Source organism: Verrucomicrobiia bacterium (assembly GCA_019634625.1).
Classification (GTDB): Bacteria; Verrucomicrobiota; Verrucomicrobiia; order Limisphaerales; family CAIMTB01; genus CAIMTB01.
The window spans coordinates 36,591-52,541 of the sequence record JAHCBA010000029.1 but is presented as its reverse complement, the minus strand read 5'-3'; the positions used below and the strand labels follow the sequence as shown (position 1 = coordinate 52,541).

13 protein-coding genes are annotated in these 15,951 nt (G+C 65.6%); 3 read left to right on the top strand and 10 right to left on the bottom strand.

Features of this window, described 5'->3' with window-relative positions; all coding sequences use genetic code 11:
• Positions 1-919: 919 nt before the first annotated feature.
• Positions 920-2,101, top strand: a complete 1,182-nt coding sequence (locus KF833_16450) for an AAA family ATPase (protein MBX3746902.1) — start codon at positions 920-922, stop codon at positions 2,099-2,101.
• Positions 2,098-2,571, top strand: coding sequence for a hypothetical protein (locus tag KF833_16445; protein MBX3746901.1), 474 nt, complete (start codon positions 2,098-2,100; stop codon positions 2,569-2,571). The genes KF833_16450 and KF833_16445 overlap by 4 nt, the downstream gene beginning before the upstream one ends.
• Before the next feature lie 199 nt (positions 2,572-2,770).
• Here the strand turns inward: KF833_16445 and KF833_16440 are convergent, their stop codons facing one another.
• From KF833_16440 to lpxC, 8 genes are all read right to left on the bottom strand, one after another.
• Positions 2,771-4,120, bottom strand: a complete 1,350-nt coding sequence (locus KF833_16440; GenBank protein MBX3746900.1) for a DUF418 domain-containing protein — start codon at positions 4,118-4,120, stop codon at positions 2,771-2,773.
• Positions 4,121-4,369: 249 nt separating this feature from the next.
• A complete protein-coding gene (locus tag KF833_16435) occupies positions 4,370-5,581 on the bottom strand; it encodes a hypothetical protein (GenBank protein ID MBX3746899.1) in 1,212 nt (403 codons plus the stop codon).
• A gap of 11 nt (positions 5,582-5,592) precedes the next feature.
• On the bottom strand, positions 5,593-7,083 hold the full coding sequence (locus tag KF833_16430; GenBank protein ID MBX3746898.1) for a hypothetical protein: 1,491 nt from the start codon (positions 7,081-7,083) through the stop codon (positions 5,593-5,595).
• Between the two features lie 184 nt (positions 7,084-7,267).
• Positions 7,268-7,975, bottom strand: coding sequence for a response regulator transcription factor (locus KF833_16425; protein MBX3746897.1), 708 nt, complete (start codon positions 7,973-7,975; stop codon positions 7,268-7,270).
• Positions 7,972-10,332, bottom strand: coding sequence for an FG-GAP repeat protein (locus tag KF833_16420; GenBank protein ID MBX3746896.1), 2,361 nt, complete (start codon positions 10,330-10,332; stop codon positions 7,972-7,974). The genes KF833_16425 and KF833_16420 overlap by 4 nt, the downstream gene beginning before the upstream one ends.
• Before the next feature lie 123 nt (positions 10,333-10,455).
• Complete coding sequence (locus tag KF833_16415) at positions 10,456-11,757, bottom strand: hypothetical protein (protein MBX3746895.1); 1,302 nt, start codon at positions 11,755-11,757, stop codon at positions 10,456-10,458.
• A gap of 72 nt (positions 11,758-11,829) precedes the next feature.
• Positions 11,830-12,603, bottom strand: a complete 774-nt coding sequence (gene lpxA, locus KF833_16410; protein MBX3746894.1) for an acyl-ACP--UDP-N-acetylglucosamine O-acyltransferase — start codon at positions 12,601-12,603, stop codon at positions 11,830-11,832.
• Positions 12,604-12,620: 17 nt separating this feature from the next.
• The gene (lpxC, locus tag KF833_16405) at positions 12,621-14,108 is read right to left on the bottom strand and encodes a UDP-3-O-[3-hydroxymyristoyl] N-acetylglucosamine deacetylase (GenBank protein MBX3746893.1); all 1,488 of its coding nucleotides are present in this window, start codon (positions 14,106-14,108) and stop codon (positions 12,621-12,623) included.
• Here lpxC and KF833_16400 point away from each other — a divergent pair.
• A complete protein-coding gene (locus KF833_16400) occupies positions 14,107-14,511 on the top strand; it encodes a VOC family protein (GenBank protein ID MBX3746892.1) in 405 nt (134 codons plus the stop codon). The two genes, lpxC and KF833_16400, sit on opposite strands and share 2 nt — an antisense overlap.
• Here the strand turns inward: KF833_16400 and KF833_16395 are convergent.
• Together KF833_16395 and KF833_16390 are read right to left on the bottom strand one after the other, a co-directional pair.
• Positions 14,505-15,527 carry a 2-dehydropantoate 2-reductase gene (locus KF833_16395; protein MBX3746891.1) on the bottom strand — a complete coding sequence of 341 codons (1,023 nt, stop codon included), beginning with the start codon at positions 15,525-15,527 and terminating at the stop codon, positions 14,505-14,507. The two genes, KF833_16400 and KF833_16395, sit on opposite strands and share 7 nt — an antisense overlap.
• Before the next feature lie 55 nt (positions 15,528-15,582).
• Entirely contained in the window at positions 15,583-15,870 is a 288-nt protein-coding gene (locus tag KF833_16390; protein MBX3746890.1) for an HU family DNA-binding protein, read from the bottom strand.
• Positions 15,871-15,951: the final 81 nt, after the last annotated feature.

The window sequence follows — 15,951 nt, the reverse complement described above, 5'->3', positions numbered from 1 at the left end:
GTCCGCCGCATCCATGCCGATCGGGAACACTGCCATTCCGTCTCCGATCCCGACGACCGCGCCGCCGCCTTCGCCCGGCACCGCCGCCACCCATCGCAACCTGCTCGATATCGCCTCCGATCCCCGCGTCCTTCAGGCCCGCCCCGCCCCCGTGCCCGGCGGACCCTGCCCCCTCTGTGGCCTCGCCGCCTTCGACTGGGCCCAGGCGGCATCCCTTCCCCACCCCGTCCGCGACCGCATCCAGTCCGAATTCCCGGACTGGCACCCCGACGAAGGCCTCTGCTCCCGCTGCTCCGAGGTGTATCAGACCCTCGCCTCCACCGGCTACCCCTCGACCCTCTGCCTCGGATCCCCCCACCGCACCGCACCCGCGCTGCTGACCTCCCCGAAAAACCCCTCCGAGATCCATCCGGCCGCTTCTCAGACTTCTGGAACTCCCCCAAGCCATCTCTCCCGGGTGCTCGTACTCAGCCCGAAGGGCGGTCATCGAGCCGGCAGGCGCACCTTTTCCAGCGTCGCCCCATCGCACACACCCGATTTCAACTCGTTCCCATCGGTTCTTCCGACAAGCAAGGTCCCAATGCCACATTGCCCTCGGCAGGCAAGATCCTACGCCAATCGCGGGTTCAGGTCATCGTTCTGCCCACAATTGCATGGCTGTGTGGGAATTCTGATCCGGCCCAATTTCGACAGCAGGTGGTCCCGCTTGGGTGAGTGCTGACATGATTTCGCACCAGGATCGATCCCGTCGCGGAGGCATCGGAGTTCGTCCGATGCGGAGCAACTTCAGCTGGCACGGCCGGTTCACGCCCGAGTTTGTCACCGCTTCACAAATCGAATTGTCTGGCATAAGACCCTTCGGCATCATTTCACCCATGCCAGCCTGCGCCGCGCGACACAAGAAACCGGATGAATCGGTATGAAGATCCGATCCAAAAGAGGTCACCCGCACCTGAAAGTTGAAAACTTCGGGCCGATTCGCTGCGCCGACGTTCACTTTGGCAACCTGACCGCATTTGTTGGCCCGCAGGCGACCGGCAAGAGCATTCTCCTGCAATTGCTGAAGCTGTTGGTGGACGCCAGGCACGTGAAGTCGGAACTCCGGCGGGCGGGCATTGATTGGGAAGACAAACTGGCGCTTTTTCTGGACGTCTATTTCGGCGAGGGGATGCATGGCCTCTGGAAGAACGGGCGCACATCCATCGAGTTCAATGAGAACTCAATCAACCTCCCTGACCTGATTCAACGCACGAAGGCATCGCGGGGCGAGTCCATGTTTTTTGTCCCTGCCCAGCGAGTCCTGACGCTTCGCGATGGCTGGCCGCAGGCATTCACGCATTACGACGCGGGCGTGCCGTTCACGGTGCGCGAATTCAGCGAGGAATTGCGGCTGCTCATGAGCAAGTTCGGAACCAGTGGCGACCTCTTTCCCGTTCCCCGGAGATTGAAGGAAGAATTCCGGGACTTGATTCAGCAGCACATCTTTCCTGGTTTCAACTTGAAGGTAGACACCCAGCGGGCGCAGAAACGCCTGGTGCTGGCGGCGGGTAAGAATTCGCTTCCGTTCATGGTGTGGTCTGCCGGCCAGCGGGAGTTCGTTCCGCTTCTCCTTGGTCTTTATTACCTGCTGACGCCGGCAGGCGCATCCCGGCGGAGGGGCGTGGACTGGGCGATTATCGAAGAGCTTGAAATGGGTCTTCATCCGCGCGCAATCGGGGTCGTGGTGTTGATGCTTTTCGAACTCGCCGCGCGCGGCTATCGCGTCTGCGTATCGACGCACTCGCCGCAGGTTCTCGATGCAATTTGGGCGCTGAAACACTTGGTCAAGGCACGCGCAAGGCCGGAATCGCTATTGAAGGTTTTTGACGCACCCGCGACGCAATCCATGATGCAGATCGCCGAACGCATCATGAAGAAGATCGAGGCGAGGGTTTACTACTTTGAACGGGAGAGCGCACAAACGCGGGACATCTCCAACCTAAACCCATCGTCGGACGAAGCGGCGGAAGCCGGTTGGGGCGGCCTTTCCGAATTCAGCGGACGAGCCAACGAGGTCGTCGCACGCGCCGTTGCGAATGCCGGAAGGGAGGCCGCGTCGTGACGTTCAAGCATGCCGTCGAAGAAACGCCACATCTGAAAGACGCCTGGAAGCCCGGCCTGCAGGCGTTGCGAGCGCAGGACCGTCCGCACATCGCAGCAGAAGACACGAGGCGATTGACCGGCAGCGCGGACGTGGATGACGCCCTGCAACCACAAGAACCGAACGCAAACCGCTGGGATTTTGGAATCGCCTACCAACACACGAACCGAAGCGCTGAGGTGGTCTATTGGGTTGAAATCCACACCGCGAGCGATGCGGAAGTCAATGTGGTCTTGAACAAGTTGCGCTGGTTGAAAGCCTGGTTGAAAGACGACGGCAAGTGGTTGAATGAATTCGAGCGCGACTTCATCTGGGTGTCGAGCGGCGCAACGTCGTTCACCCTCAATGCGCCGCAGAGAAAGGCGTTCGCCGAACTTGGACTTCAGCAGAAGGGAAAGGTGTTGCGGATTCCAGCCGCACGGGCGGATTGATTATCCTGGTTCTTCAGCGATTTCCGGGCTCTTTGGAATTGGTCCGGGTAAAGCTGGCCTCGCTGGTACCGGGAGTGCCCTGACCCGACCTTGCGGATTTGGACGGCAAAGAAGGAATTTTTCATGTTGAGTCATGGTTCTTCCCGACTGTTTAAGCTTTGATGGCATGCTCCGGCACCGGTGAATGGCGGATTTCCCTTCATCGGCTCTCCAGGGCCAACGCCGGACCTTCCGGACGTCCCGTTTCCGCGGCCCGACGGAACGGCTGGGGTTGAAGATAGGTGAGGCGGCGCCACAGCCACTCCACGGGCCCGAAGCGGTAGTAACGCAGCCAGAATGGCGAAAGCCACAATTGGGCGGCCCAGATGGCCAGAACCAGCAGGTAGAGCTGATAGCGCTCCCAAGCCCCGTACTGGGCGAGCCCCACGAAGACAAACGTCGTCACCACGGTATGGGTCAGGTAGTTGGTCAGGGCCATGCGTCCCACCGCCGCCAGACGCCGCCGCACTCCCGCGAGCAGCCCGAGACGGCACACCAGCATGATGAGGCCCACGTGCCCGATCAGAACGCCGGTTCGCCCAAACTGATAGGTGTTCAACATCTGGAAGTACGTGAGCAGATCGAACTGGCTCCGGAAATAGGCGATCGTTTCGTAGGCGTTGATGGGCAGCCCGACGCCGTAACCGATGGCCCCCATGAGCGCATACGTTCGGATCGGCATCCGGCCGGAGAAGACACCCCACTTGAACAGCGCCATCCCGACGATCATGAGGCCCAGAATATCCCAGTAGCTGTGCCGGTAGTGGTACTGCGACTGCATGAAGTAGGTGTAGCCGAAGCGTTGACCCGCCGCGGACAGATAGCCGCCTCGCATCGCAGCAATCTCCTCTTCCTTGGTCACCGCATCAGGCTGGTACGCGGCCCGCTTTTCGCTCCAGCGATCAAGAGCCTTCCTTTCCTCCGGGCTTGGATCCTCCCCCCGCTCCAGCTTCTCCTCCGCGGCCATCGCACCGCGGTGCGACTGAACGGCACCCCGATATGCAAGCATGGCAGTCCCCGCCCCGGTCATCAGCAGTGCGGCCCCCAGGGCGAGGAGCCTCCCGGATCTCACCCGTCGCAACGGAAACAGGAACATTCCCATCAGGCCGTATGCGTAGAGAATATCTCCGGGCCACAGAAGGACATACCCGTGGATGATCCCGAACAGGAACAGCCAGATCGTCCGTCGATACCACGCGTCGGCAATGGACACGTCGTTCCGGTTGGCGTCGCCCTTCCCCGTAAACAGAATGACACTGGCGCCAAACAGCATCGAGAACAGGCCCCGCATCGTCCCCTCGACGAAGACCTCGTTCCCGGCCCAGATCCAGAGGTTCCAGCCTTCGGCACCGCCGTATCCGGAGGGATCCCAGTACGCCGGGTCCGGGAGCCCCATGCCGACGATGTTCATCAGCAGAATCCCGAGAACGGCGACGCCGCGAAGGGTATCCACGGAGTGGATCCGTCCGCCCGGATCCACCGGCCCCAGTGTCTCTGCTTCACCCTTCATGGATCAGCATTGCGGGCAGACCGAAAACACAGATGGAACCTTCGTGATCCCTGCATCCCGATGCAATCGGGTCAGGGATTCTTCCTCGGCACACTCGAGTTCCATATATCTCGATGCAGCTTCCACTCGCCATCCTCGATCTTCCAGAGAGGGAGATAACTGGATTCGTATGCATGATAGAGACAAGGGCAATGGTTTGATACCAACCAAAGTGAATGGGTCTTCATCGGTTCTTTGACCCCATCGAACTCATGGGACCGTGGCACGCACCTGGAGGACCGAGTAGCCCTTGACGAAGGTGTTGGTCACATGCCAGGTCGCTGCGAGCGCGTTTCCGGATAGGTAAGTTGCAGGTCTCCACGCGGCGGCGCCGAATTTCTGGGCAACCCGCAATTCGACCAAACCCTCCAGCGGGAAGTACTGCGTCTCGATGAGGACCACCACGGGAAGATCGCTCTGAATATCCACGTCCGCCGCCGCTTGAAGCGGTGCCGAAGGATCCGCCGGAACGGGTTTTCCCGCCACACCCGCAATGCGGACCTGGGGGCTGTTCGTTGTGGGCCATAGAACGGGCGACGGTTCCGGTGGGACGGCGATGGTTTCCGGGGCAAGTCGCAAGGTGGTGTCGAGAGTGTTCGCTTCGATCCGGATACGTCCATCAGGCAGGCAGGATATCTCTCCGTTCCCGGTCACGGCGTTGGCAACGAGTCGCACGCCTCCGCCGGCGGCAGTTCCCCCACCTGCATAGCCATACCTTCCGCCATTCGCTTTAACCATGCCCCTGATGTCGATGATTCCACCCGCCACGATGACGATCGCCCCGCCGCCGCCTCCGGCCGGCTGGTTCAAGGATGAACCTCCAGATCCGCCGACCAGTGGAACCAGTTCGGGGTTTCCATATTGGCTCGCATGCGCTCCGTTTGACACTCCTCCGGGCCCTCCCCCAGGCCCACCGCCTCCCCCAGGCCCACCGCCTCCCCCAGGCCCCAGACCGGCCCCCTTTCCCAAAGGACCAGCCGGGCCTCCTCGCCACCCGCCTGGGCCCGGTTCGGATGGGATGAGGTAGTCGTTGTGCAGAACCGGAAGGAACCGAGTTTCTCCACTCAGGTCGAGTTCTCCCGCGATCGTCACCTCTCCCCTCACCAGCCACACCACGGGCGCCCGGGATCGATGGTTCAGGAACCGGACGACGGTGCCGTTGGGGATGGTGACGGATTCGTACTTGAAGACCACGGCCCACTGGCTGGCGTCGTAGATCCCCTTCCCCGCGAATGCGGCGTTGTTCTGGTCCCAGGAACCATCCCGGGCCTGGGAAAGATCGATGATGTATTCCTTCCCGCTGGCCACGAGGTGCCCATCCGAGCCGTCGCTGGGTACGGCCAACTGGGCGAAGGCGGGGGCTGCGAGGAATACGGCGAGGAGGCCAAGGCGTGTGACGAGGTTCATAGGGTTGAGGAGCATGGCTGTGGGGCTCAGGGTTGGGTGGAGGGCGGCAGTTCGGAGAAGTTGAGGACGGACACTTCGCGGCCGATGGCCTCGATGCGCGCGGTTGGCGAACCGAAGTTGAAGAGGCTTGTCTCACGGCTGACGGCCTCGATCCGGGCGCTGGGCGCTCCGAAGTTCCAGAGGCTGGCCTCGCGGGAGATGGCCTGGGGGATGCGCGTTCCTGTGGAACCGGAGCCCGGCAGGGCGGCATAGACCGAGACTTCTTTCGAGATGGCCTCGATCGCCGCGCTGGGAGAACCGAAGTTCCACAAGCTCAGTTCACGGGAGATGGCCATTTGCTGGAGTGACCATGGCGACCGTGAACCGGGCATCGCGTTGTAAACCGACACCTCGCTCGATATGGCCTCACGGGCGGCGGTCGGTGCGCCGAAGTTGAACACGCTCAGCTCACGGCTGATGTACCGGGAGCCGGCCGGAAGATCGAGGGTGAGGAGCCGCACCCGGAGGCTGACGGTCGCGGAGACTCCCACGGCGCCTTCATCGTCCGTGGCCCTGGCCACAAGCAGATGCTCGCCGGCCGGAAGAGCGTGCAATGCGAGAGTGAAGGTGGTGTTGGTGGACACGCCGAGCGACAGCCCCTGCCGGAACAGTTCCGCCTCGAGAACCGTGCCGTCCGGATCGATGGCGGTCACCGTCACCTGGACGGTTGCGGGTTCGACAAGCTCGCCGATGGGAACCGCGACGAGGGTCACGACTGGCGGCAGATTGGTGGTGGTGACCCGGATCGTCACGAACGGCGCCACTGAGAACGCCCCCATGCCGTCCGTGGCGAGGGCGGACACGACAAACGAGCCGGTCCGCTCCGGAATCCATTCCACCGCAAACGGGGCGTCGCGCACCTCAGGGAACCGTCGGCCTCCGACCAACACGCTGACTCCGGTCAGGTCCCCCTCGGGATCATGGGCGTCTGCCGTGAGCGTGACACCGCTTCCGAGACGGACCGCACCTCCATCCCGGGGCGATACGATCTCGACCGTTGGTGGGAGGTTGGCCGGCCCGCCGGCCAACAGCGGGTCGGTGCCGCCCAACAGTTCCGTTACATCGTCCACGCCATCGCCGTCCGCATCCCCCGGATCGTCGAGGCGGCGTTCCTCGATCGCGTAGTAACGAGTGGTGGCACCCGCAGGAAGATCCCCAAAGGCGGCGCTGCCATCCCGTCCCAACACCATCCGGATCGGCCTCAGATCATCGATCGAATCGCCCGCCAGCAAGGTGTAGTAGCGGGTGGGATGGGATTCGTAGGCCAGGAGGAACAGGTCCGATTCCACCAGCAGCACCGCGTCGATGCGCGGCGCCTCCGTCTCCCCGAAGCACGGCCCGGTGGCGAGTCGGAGCAGCAGGGCCGGCACCAGCCAGAGCCATCCGGCAGGAACCCGGGCCCTGCCAGGCAGGCGCAACGCCGGTGCGTTTGGGCTGGGATCCGGGCAGAGGTCCGGACTGGGATCGGTCGTGTGCAACGGCTGACGATACGGGAGGGGGTGGCCTCGTCGTCAGGCGCAAAAATGACGTAGAAATCGCGTAGGGCGGATTCCACGAGGCCGCAGGGGAGTGGTGCAATGGATTGAGGACTCGCGGAGCTCGTCCCTCTGATTCCCTGCCTCCTCACCCACAACTCGGGGATGCACCGCCCCGCAACGCACGTCAGGCATCGCCGTTGCCCAGGGCCCGGTAGCGTCGCACGGCGGAGGCCTTCGAGTTGACGTGGAGTTTCTTGAAGATGTTTCGCACGTGGGTGCGGACGGTGTCGAACGAGACCCCCAACCCGTCGGCGATCTCCTTGTACCGCTGCCCGCGGGCGATGAGCTTGAGGATCTCCTCCTCGCGAACGGTGAGGTACGTGTCGGGCACGGCCGCCGCGGGTTCCCGCGGCAACACGCGGGGAAGCGTCGCGCCGGCCTCGGTCGCGTTCCGATCCTGGAACCAGTTCACAAGAAACCGTGCGACCGCCGGAGACATGGGCGAATCGCCCTGATGCAGCTCCCGAATTGCGGCGAGCAGTCTTTCGGGCGGCGCCTTCTTGATGAGGTAGCCGCTGGCCCCGGCCTCGAGGGCGCGAAAGAGCGGTTCCTGGTCCCCGAACACGGTGAGCATCATGATCCGCGCCTGCGGGAGCATGGGCTTGAGCCGGCGCACGCATTCCACCCCGTCCATCCCCGGCAACTCGATGTCCATGAGGACGACGTCGGGTTGGGTGGACGGAATTCCCCGCAGGGCGCTCTCGGCATCCGGCCACGCGCCGCACAGGCAATAGCCGGCGGCGGTCCCGATCAGCTCGCTCAGGCTGCGGCGCAGCTCGGCGATGTCCTCGACGATCGCGACACGGATATCCGGCTGGAATTCAGTTTTCATGGGAGTGGCTCCGGCAGGGGCAGATCCAGGGCGACGCAGGTGCCGCGGTCCTCGAACCGGACGGTACAGCTCCCGCCGTGGCGGCGCATGCGCTCCTCCATGTTGGCCAGGCCATTGCCCGAATGGCGTCTGCCCTCGCCCGGGTACCGCGGTTCCGCACAGCCATCATCCTCGACCTGGATGCGGAGCCGGCGGGCTTCGATGGCGACGGCGACGCGCACCCGGGTGGCACCGGCATGACGGATCACATTGTGCAGGGCCTCCCGCACGGCGAGCAGGATGTCGCGCCGAACCACGCTCTCGATGGGGATGTCGGGAAGCCTGACAGGGACATCGAGTTCGCAGGCGAGGTCGGCGGCCTCCAGGGTTTCGGCGATGCGGTCGAGCAGGTAGGCGACCGTCCGTTCCAGGGTGTCGTTGCGCGATTGGGTGATCCAGACGATCCGGTCGAGGCTGTCCACCAGTTCTCCGGCGGTCTTCTCGATGGAGCGAAGGCTGCGTTCGACCAGCGGGGTCTGGTCCAGGCTGCGTCGCGCATTGCCGCTGGTGCGGGCGATCTCCGTGATGTGCGCGCCAAGCTGGTCGTGCAGATCCTGCGCCACGCGGTCGCGTTCGGCGCGAAGGGTGGACTCCCGCACCTCATGCAACATCCGGGCGGTCCTCTCGCGCCTCCGGTAATACCCGCGGGTGACCACGAAAATCGCGGCGCCGGTTGCCAGCAGCAGGAACGAGGTCCAGCCAACGCCGGGAAACGGCACCACCACGCTGCGGAATTCGAATCCAAACCGTTCGCCCGGGGGCCGCCATCCGCTCGAAGCGGACAGACCCTCCCGGGAACCGAAGTATAGGAAGGCACGCCCCTGATACTCGAGACTGCCGGTGTATCGGGGTTGTCCCACGACGATGTCCGCAAACCCGTCGCCGTTCACGTCGCCCGCCGACCGGACAGTCGCACCGTAACCCGACTCGCGTTGGATGCCGCGGCCGGTCCAGTCGGGGCGGCGTCCCAGGCCCCAGCGCGATCCGTGAAACACCATGGCGACACCTTCGTTCGGTTCGACCTGTTCCCCGTAGAAGGCCCCGATCACGATGTCCCCGTAACGATCGCCATTGACGCTCCCGGCCGGAGCCACGCTGTGGCCCAGCAGGAATTCGACCTGGTTGGATTCGAATCGCCAGTCGGGTTCCAGTCCGAGCCCGGTCGGCGAACCGAAGAACACCAGCACCATGCCCTCCTCGCGTTGACCGTTGCTGGTGCGGTTGGCGGCGACGATCAGGTCGTCGTACCCGTCCCCGTTCACATCGCCGGCCGCATTCACCGACACCCCCAGCTCCTGCGTTTCCTGAACGCCCACGATGGTCCAGTCCGGGTCCGGACGGGGTCCGTCCGGGGAGCCGTAGAACACAAACACGCGCCCGGTCTTCTGCCGCGCCCCCGAGGCATGCGGCTCGCTGATCACCAGGTCGGCGTAGCCATCCCCGTTGAGGTCTCCGGCCCCGGCGACCGAATACCCGAACAGCGTCATGTTCCGGTCGCCGCGAATCTCCCAGCCCGGCTCCGAAGCGAGACCCTGCGGGCCACCGTAGAACAGACCCACATACCCACGGACCATGGGCGCCCCGGACGGTCGAGGAACCACGTCGTAGTAGCCCCCCACCAGCGCATCGGCGTATCCGTCGCCATTGACGTCTCCCGCGGCGCCCACGCTGAAGCCGAGGTTCCCCTGCACGACGGGCGTCCGATACTCCCAGGAGGGCTTTGGGGGCAGGCCCTCCGCCGATCCATAGAATGCAAACACCCGTCCGCTGATGTCAGGTTCCCGGTGAAAATCGGGGGCGCCAATCAGGATGTCGTCATAGCCGTCGCCGTTGACATCGCCCAACCCCGCCACCTGGTGTCCGAACTTGGCCTGGGGCTCCTCGCAGGCGTACCGCCAGATCCGGCTTTCCGACACGCCGTCGGGTCCTCCGTAGTACACATGAACCAGCCCCGCCCAATCCAGCGCGGTGAACGCCGACACGATCACATCGTCGTACCCGTCGCCATTCACGTCCCCGGCCCCATCCACCGAATGTCCGAACCTCCCCCGGAGTTCGGGACCGTCCAGCACCTGGACGGTTGGCCGGGAGTCCGAAGGGACGGGCGTTGGGGCGGGCGCGGCCCGGGTTCCTGGCGAAGCCGTTCGGACGGGTGCCGGCAGCGCCTGGGGCACCCGATGTCGTTCGACCCGGTACAACGCCGAACCGGGAGTCGCGGGGCCTTCCGGGAAGGCAACGCACACGCCGGGCAGGGCCGCCACGAAGACACACAAGATCGCCCGATGAAACGGGATGCATGGGCCAGGCCCGCTGCGCATGGCGCCTGCTTAACCCCGCCATGAGATCCTGTCACGCCTTCGAACCCACGGCTCAACAGGGTTCCGGGCGGGTCACCGCCTCGATCCGGGCCGCCTTCCGGCAGCCCGTGGCAATGCCGGTCTTCAGTCCAGCGTCGGTGGCAACGGGGGCGGCTCCGAAACCGGCCCCCGCTCCACAGGCGCTCGATCCGGTTGGGCACGCTCCACCGGTCTGCGTTCCACACGCTCCCCGGGCGCGCGCTCGGCCTGGCCGTGGTCCAATGGCTCCCGGCCTGCCGATCCCCGCTCCAGCGGTCTGCGCTCCCCGCGCTCCATCCGGTCCCCGCGCTCCATCCGGTCCCCGCGCTCCATCCGGTCCCCACGCTCCATTCGCTCCCCACGCTCCATTCGCTCCCCACGATCCTCGCCCCGGACCATTCCGGACGACCCTGCGTCGCCGGACGATGTAGCTCTTTCCCCGCCGCTGTCGCTGCGCCGCACCAGGCCCGGACCGCTGTCGGCATACCCTGCCCCCCCTGCCGGCACACGCCCGCGTCCCCGCCCGCGTCCGCGCATCCGGGCGCGACGTCGTGGGTCACCCGCGTAATCGTCCGGTCCACCCTCGTAGCCAGATCCCGCTGGCGACCGCATCGGGCCGGAGCCGGAAGGCCCCTCCGGATATTCGCGGCGCCGACGTTCCAGCGGGGCGGGCGGCAGCGGCCGGGGCGCCGGCGGCGGAACCACCCGTTCCCGGATCTGGGTCATCTGCCGCAGGAGTTCCTGCAACCGCTGCAATTCGCGTTCGTCGGCGACCTTCTGCTGTTCGGCGTCCTCGACCAGTTCCAGGACCTCCTCCATGTCGGTCAGCGCCTTCTGCAGGGCATCCACCACACGCTTCACCTCGAGCACCGCCTGCTCGATCGACCGCGGCGTCGCCGGGCGATAGGCCAGGGCCTCGACCGTACCCGGCAACGGGCCGACGGGTTCGGGTGGCGGTGGCGGGACCGCGGCTCGCGAGCCCTGACGGAACGGAACCGGCTCCGGCGGCTGCGGCAGCCCCGAGCCGTCCTCCTCCTGCATTCCAGCGTCGGGCTCCGGCCCCGGTTCGGACCACTCGGATTCCGCCGGCCCCACGGGGACCGCCGCATCGTCCGGCAGCGCGTCCGGCAGCGCGTTCGGCTCGCCGGGCGCTCCCATGTCCTCGGGAGCGCCAAAGTCGTAGCCCTCGCTGGGTGGCACTGGAACGGCCGGTTCGGGGGCGGACACACCGGACGCGGCGGCCGGCGGAATCGGTGGCGGCGCGCCTTCGGCGGCTTCGCCCTCGCTCGTCTTGGGTTTCGAAAGCCGGTGGCGCGGCCGGAAGGTGCGCCCGCGGCCGGTGCGGCGGCGAAGCCCGGACAGGGCCCCGGCGCCGGGGTCGGACGAATGCTCGGATGGGGAACTCATGGTCAATGATGCGGACTTACGGTTTCGGGTTGGGCGCCGTCGATGCGCCGTTGAGGCGCGGGATCGGGAAGGTCATTTGCTGATGCCCCGATCGCTGGCGCGGATGAATTGCACGAGATGTCGCAGTTCCGGCAGGGGTGGAAGGTCGTTCTCGATGCGCGACAGAGCCGTCGAGAGCGAAAGGTTTTCACGAAACAGCCATCGGAACGCCTGCTTCAGACAGAGGGTGGCCTCCTCGGAGACCCCGTTCCGCTCGAGCCCCACCTTGTTCACGGTGCGAATGCTGGCGGGATTGCCGTCGGCGAGCATGTAGGGGGGAATGTCCTGCACGACCTTGGCGCAGCCGCCAATGATGGCCATGGTTCCAATCCGGCAAAATTGGTGCACCAGCGAATGCCCCCCGATGACCGCCCGGTCCTCGACCTGCACATGCCCCGCCAACCCGGCGCTCGACAGGGTGATGTGATCCCCCATCCGCACGTTGTGGGCAATGTGGCTGTACGCGAGAATGTGATTCCGCGATCCAATCCGGGTCGCCTCCCCGTCCCCCGTCGCACTGTGGATCGTCACCGCCTCCCGAATCGTGTTGGCGTCCCCGATCTCCGTCCGCGTCGTCCCTCCCCGCCACTTCAGGTCCTGGGTCCGCAGCCCGAGGGTGGCAAAGGGATACACCTCGTTCCCTTCCCCCAGCGTGGTATGCCCGTCGATCACCACATGGCTGTGCAGCCGGTTCCCCGCGCCCAGGGTCACCTCCGGCCCGATCACACAGTAGGGCCCGATCTCGCAACGTTCCCCGAGGCGCGCTTGCGGGTGGACCACGGCGGTGGGGTGGATCACCGGCGACATTGGAGGCGCCACTTGCATCAACCGTCCGTCAGCATGAACAACACCTCGGCTTCGCTCACCACTTCGCCTTCGACCGTGCACACCCCGCGGGCACGCCCGATCTTCCCACGGCTCTTGGTCAACTCCACATCGATGACGAGTTGATCCCCGGGTCGCACGGGCCGGCGCCACTTCACGCTCTCCGCCGACATGAAGTACGCCAGTTTGCCCACGTTCTCCGCCTGCCGAAGCATGAGGATCCCGGCCACCTGCGCGATGGCCTCCAGTTGCAGCACCCCGGGCATGATCGGATGCCCCGGAAAGTGCCCCGCAAAAAACGGCTCGTTGATCGTGACGTTCTTCAACGCCCATATCCGGTTCCCTTCCACCTTCGTCACGCGGTCCACCATCAGAAACGGATACCGGTGCGGCAGCAGCCGCATCACGTAATCCACACTCGAATCCACCGGATCCACCGCCACCGCCACCCCGCCATCGGTCCCGGCCCCCGCCGTCACCGGAGCCGGTGCCGCAGCCGGCGTCCGTACCCGCGCCGGCGGCGGCGTGAACGCCCCACGCAGCGTGTCCGGACGCCGCATCTGCTCCACGATCCGCCGGGCCAGTTCGCAGTTCGCCCCGTGCCCCGGCCGCACCGCCACGATGTGCGCCTGAACCGCTCTCCCCGTCAGCGCCAGATCCCCGACGATGTCCAGAATCTTGTGCCGCACAAACTCGTCCGGATACCGCAACGGTTCGGTGGTCAGCACCGCGTCCTCCCGGATCACCACCGCGTTCTCGAGGCTGCCCCCCTTGATCAAACCCGACTTCACCAACGCCTCGATCTCCTCGAAAAAACAGAACGTCCGCGCCGGAGCCAGTTGCTGGGCCCATGTCTCCGGCGTGATCTCCACCGAATACACCTGCGTGTACCGCCCGTTCCGGTCCGCATTCGTGCAGGTGACCTTCAGCCGGTCGTGCGGCAACGCCACCAGCGTCGTGTCCCCCGCCACCAACTCGATCGGTTCCGTCAGCCGGTACGGTTCCCGCGGCTCGCTCTGCGGCAGAATCCCCGCCTCCTCGATCATCCGGTGGTACGGCAGCGAACTCCCGTCCCCGATCGGCGGCTCCCCGGCGTCGAGTTCCACCACCGCATTGTCCACCCCCGCCCCGCTCAACGCCGCCAGCACATGCTCCACCGTGTGCACCTTCGCGCTGCCCCGGGTCAACGTCGTCGATCGCGTCGTGTCCCCCACATGATCCACCCGCGCCTCGATCTCCGGGCGCCCTTCCAAATCCACCCTCCGAAACCGTATCCCCGTGTTGGGCGCAGCCGGCAGGAACGTCATCTCGACCCGGTTCCCACCGTGCAGGCCCACTCCGGAAAGCCCAATCGGGCGGCGCAACGTCTGCTGTGGCGGCACGGGACGGATTAAACGGAGCCCCCAACCCTTTGGCAAGCTGTGCCATGGCCCGCCCCAGGACGAACACGTGACCTCCCGGCCCGATCCCGATACCCTCCCCCCCATGCGTCTGGCCTTCAAACTCCTCCACACCCGCTACCGCGTGAATGACCTCGCCCGTTCCGTGGCCTTCTACCGCGACGTCCTCGGCCTCGAGGAGGTGCGCCGCCACAAATCCCCCCGCGGCTCCGAACTCGTCTTCCTGAAGGCTCCCGAAAGCGACGAAACCGTCGAACTCTGCTCGTTCCCCGACAGCGGCCCCGTCCAGGTTCAACCCGATCTCACCCACCTGGCGTTCCAGGTGGACAGCCTCGACGCCTTCGCCCGTCACCTCGAATCCCACGGCATCCGGTACTCCGACGGACCCCACATGAAACCCGACGGCAGTGGCTTCGCCTTCATCGACGCCCCCGAAGGCTACGAGATCGAACTGATCCAACGCGCGCCCGGCCCCCATTCGACCTACTGATCCACAGCCTTCCCGGCCCGCGTCCGTTCCTGCTCCAACTCCCCCAGCAGCGCGTGCAACGCCGCCAGTCGCGGCGCCTCCACCCCGTGCGCCCGCGCCCGTCGCAGGGGTTCGCCAAACAGGCTCTCCCGTTCCAGCGGCAGTCCCCGCTCGAAGTCGATCAGCGTCGAAGCCCGATAAGCCCCCATCTGGCGCGTCCTCTCGATCTGTTCCCCGGCCGCCGACTCCGGCACGCCCAACCCCTGCGCACGCGCCGCCCGGAGGGTCTCCTCCATCAATTCCCGCACCAATGCCAGCCACCGCGCCTCCGCCAGCAACACGTCGGTCGCCAGGCACGCCCCCAGCGGTCCCGTTCCCATCCGCCGCCCCGCCAGGACACTCTCGTACCCCGCCGCGCCAGCCACCCCCAGCCCGTTGAATGGAATGTTCCACACCAGCTTCTCCCAGTGCGCCGCCTCCAGGTGATCCGTGACCTCGCAGGGAACACCCCCCGCCCGAAACCATCCCGCCACCGTCGCCGCCCGCTCCGTCGCCGCGCGTCCCATCTCTCCCATCACAATCCGCCCGTGCGCCAGATGCCGCACCACCCCCGGCGCCGTCCGGTTCAGGCAGACGAAACACAGCCCCCCCAGCACCCGCTCCGCCCCGAACAACCGGGCCAGCGCCTCCTCGTTGCCCAATCCATTCTGCAACGTCAGCAGCGCCGTCCCCGGCCCCACCAGCGGCGACACCAGGCGACCCAGCTCCCCGTTGGCCGTGGTTTTCAGCCCGATCACCACCAGGTCGCACGGCCCGATCTCTCCGGCCTCCCGCGCCACCCCGGGCCGTACCGTGAAACTCCCCCCGTGCGCTGATTCGATCCGTACTCCGTCCCGTCGCACCGCCTCGTAGTCGGACCGCAACAAAAACCGGACATCCAGCCCGCTCCGCGCCAGGCATGCGCCGTAGTAACTCCCCAACGCACCGCAGCCCACCACCGCGATCCGCGGACGTCCGGTCCCGGGAAATCCCTCCATCCAGGAAAAAAAAGGCACCCCGTTTAACAGGGTGCCATGCACCAGATCCCGAAACTCACTTGTGACCGAGGATCGCGTCCTTCGCCGCCTTGGCCACCCGGAACTTCACCACCTTCTTGGCGGGAATCTTGATGGTCTCGCCGGTCTTCGGATTGCGCCCCTGCCGGGCCTTCCGATTCACCAGCACCAGCTTGCCGATCCCGGGCAGGGTGAAGGTGTCCTTGGCGTGCTTGTACGCCATCTCGGTCAGCACCGCCAGCACCTCGGAGGCCTGCTTCTTCGTCAGCCCCACCTTGTCAGCCAGGGACGCAGCCAGTTGTGATTTGGTCAAAGGTTTCGCCATAGATGTTGTGGTTGAAACGTTGCTCCTTCGCGGATACCGGATGCGTTCTACGGATGTGAGAAGCCGCCCCGCAAGGGAAAA

Coding starts and splice junctions, on each gene's coding strand:
- KF833_16450 (MBX3746902.1), top strand. CDS start 920: ATGAAGATCCGATCCAAAAGAGGTCACCCGCACCTGAAAGTTGAAAAC.
- KF833_16435 (MBX3746899.1), bottom strand. CDS start 5,581: ATGCTCCTCAACCCTATGAACCTCGTCACACGCCTTGGCCTCCTCGCC.
- KF833_16425 (MBX3746897.1), bottom strand. CDS start 7,975: ATGAAAACTGAATTCCAGCCGGATATCCGTGTCGCGATCGTCGAGGAC.
- KF833_16415 (MBX3746895.1), bottom strand. CDS start 11,757: ATGAGTTCCCCATCCGAGCATTCGTCCGACCCCGGCGCCGGGGCCCTG.
- KF833_16400 (MBX3746892.1), top strand. CDS start 14,107: ATGCGTCTGGCCTTCAAACTCCTCCACACCCGCTACCGCGTGAATGAC.
- KF833_16420 (MBX3746896.1), bottom strand. CDS start 10,332: ATGCGCAGCGGGCCTGGCCCATGCATCCCGTTTCATCGGGCGATCTTG.
- KF833_16440 (MBX3746900.1), bottom strand. CDS start 4,120: ATGAAGGGTGAAGCAGAGACACTGGGGCCGGTGGATCCGGGCGGACGG.
- KF833_16395 (MBX3746891.1), bottom strand. CDS start 15,527: ATGGAGGGATTTCCCGGGACCGGACGTCCGCGGATCGCGGTGGTGGGC.
- KF833_16390 (MBX3746890.1), bottom strand. CDS start 15,870: ATGGCGAAACCTTTGACCAAATCACAACTGGCTGCGTCCCTGGCTGAC.
- lpxC (MBX3746893.1), bottom strand. CDS start 14,108: ATGGGGGGGAGGGTATCGGGATCGGGCCGGGAGGTCACGTGTTCGTCC.
- lpxA (MBX3746894.1), bottom strand. CDS start 12,603: ATGTCGCCGGTGATCCACCCCACCGCCGTGGTCCACCCGCAAGCGCGC.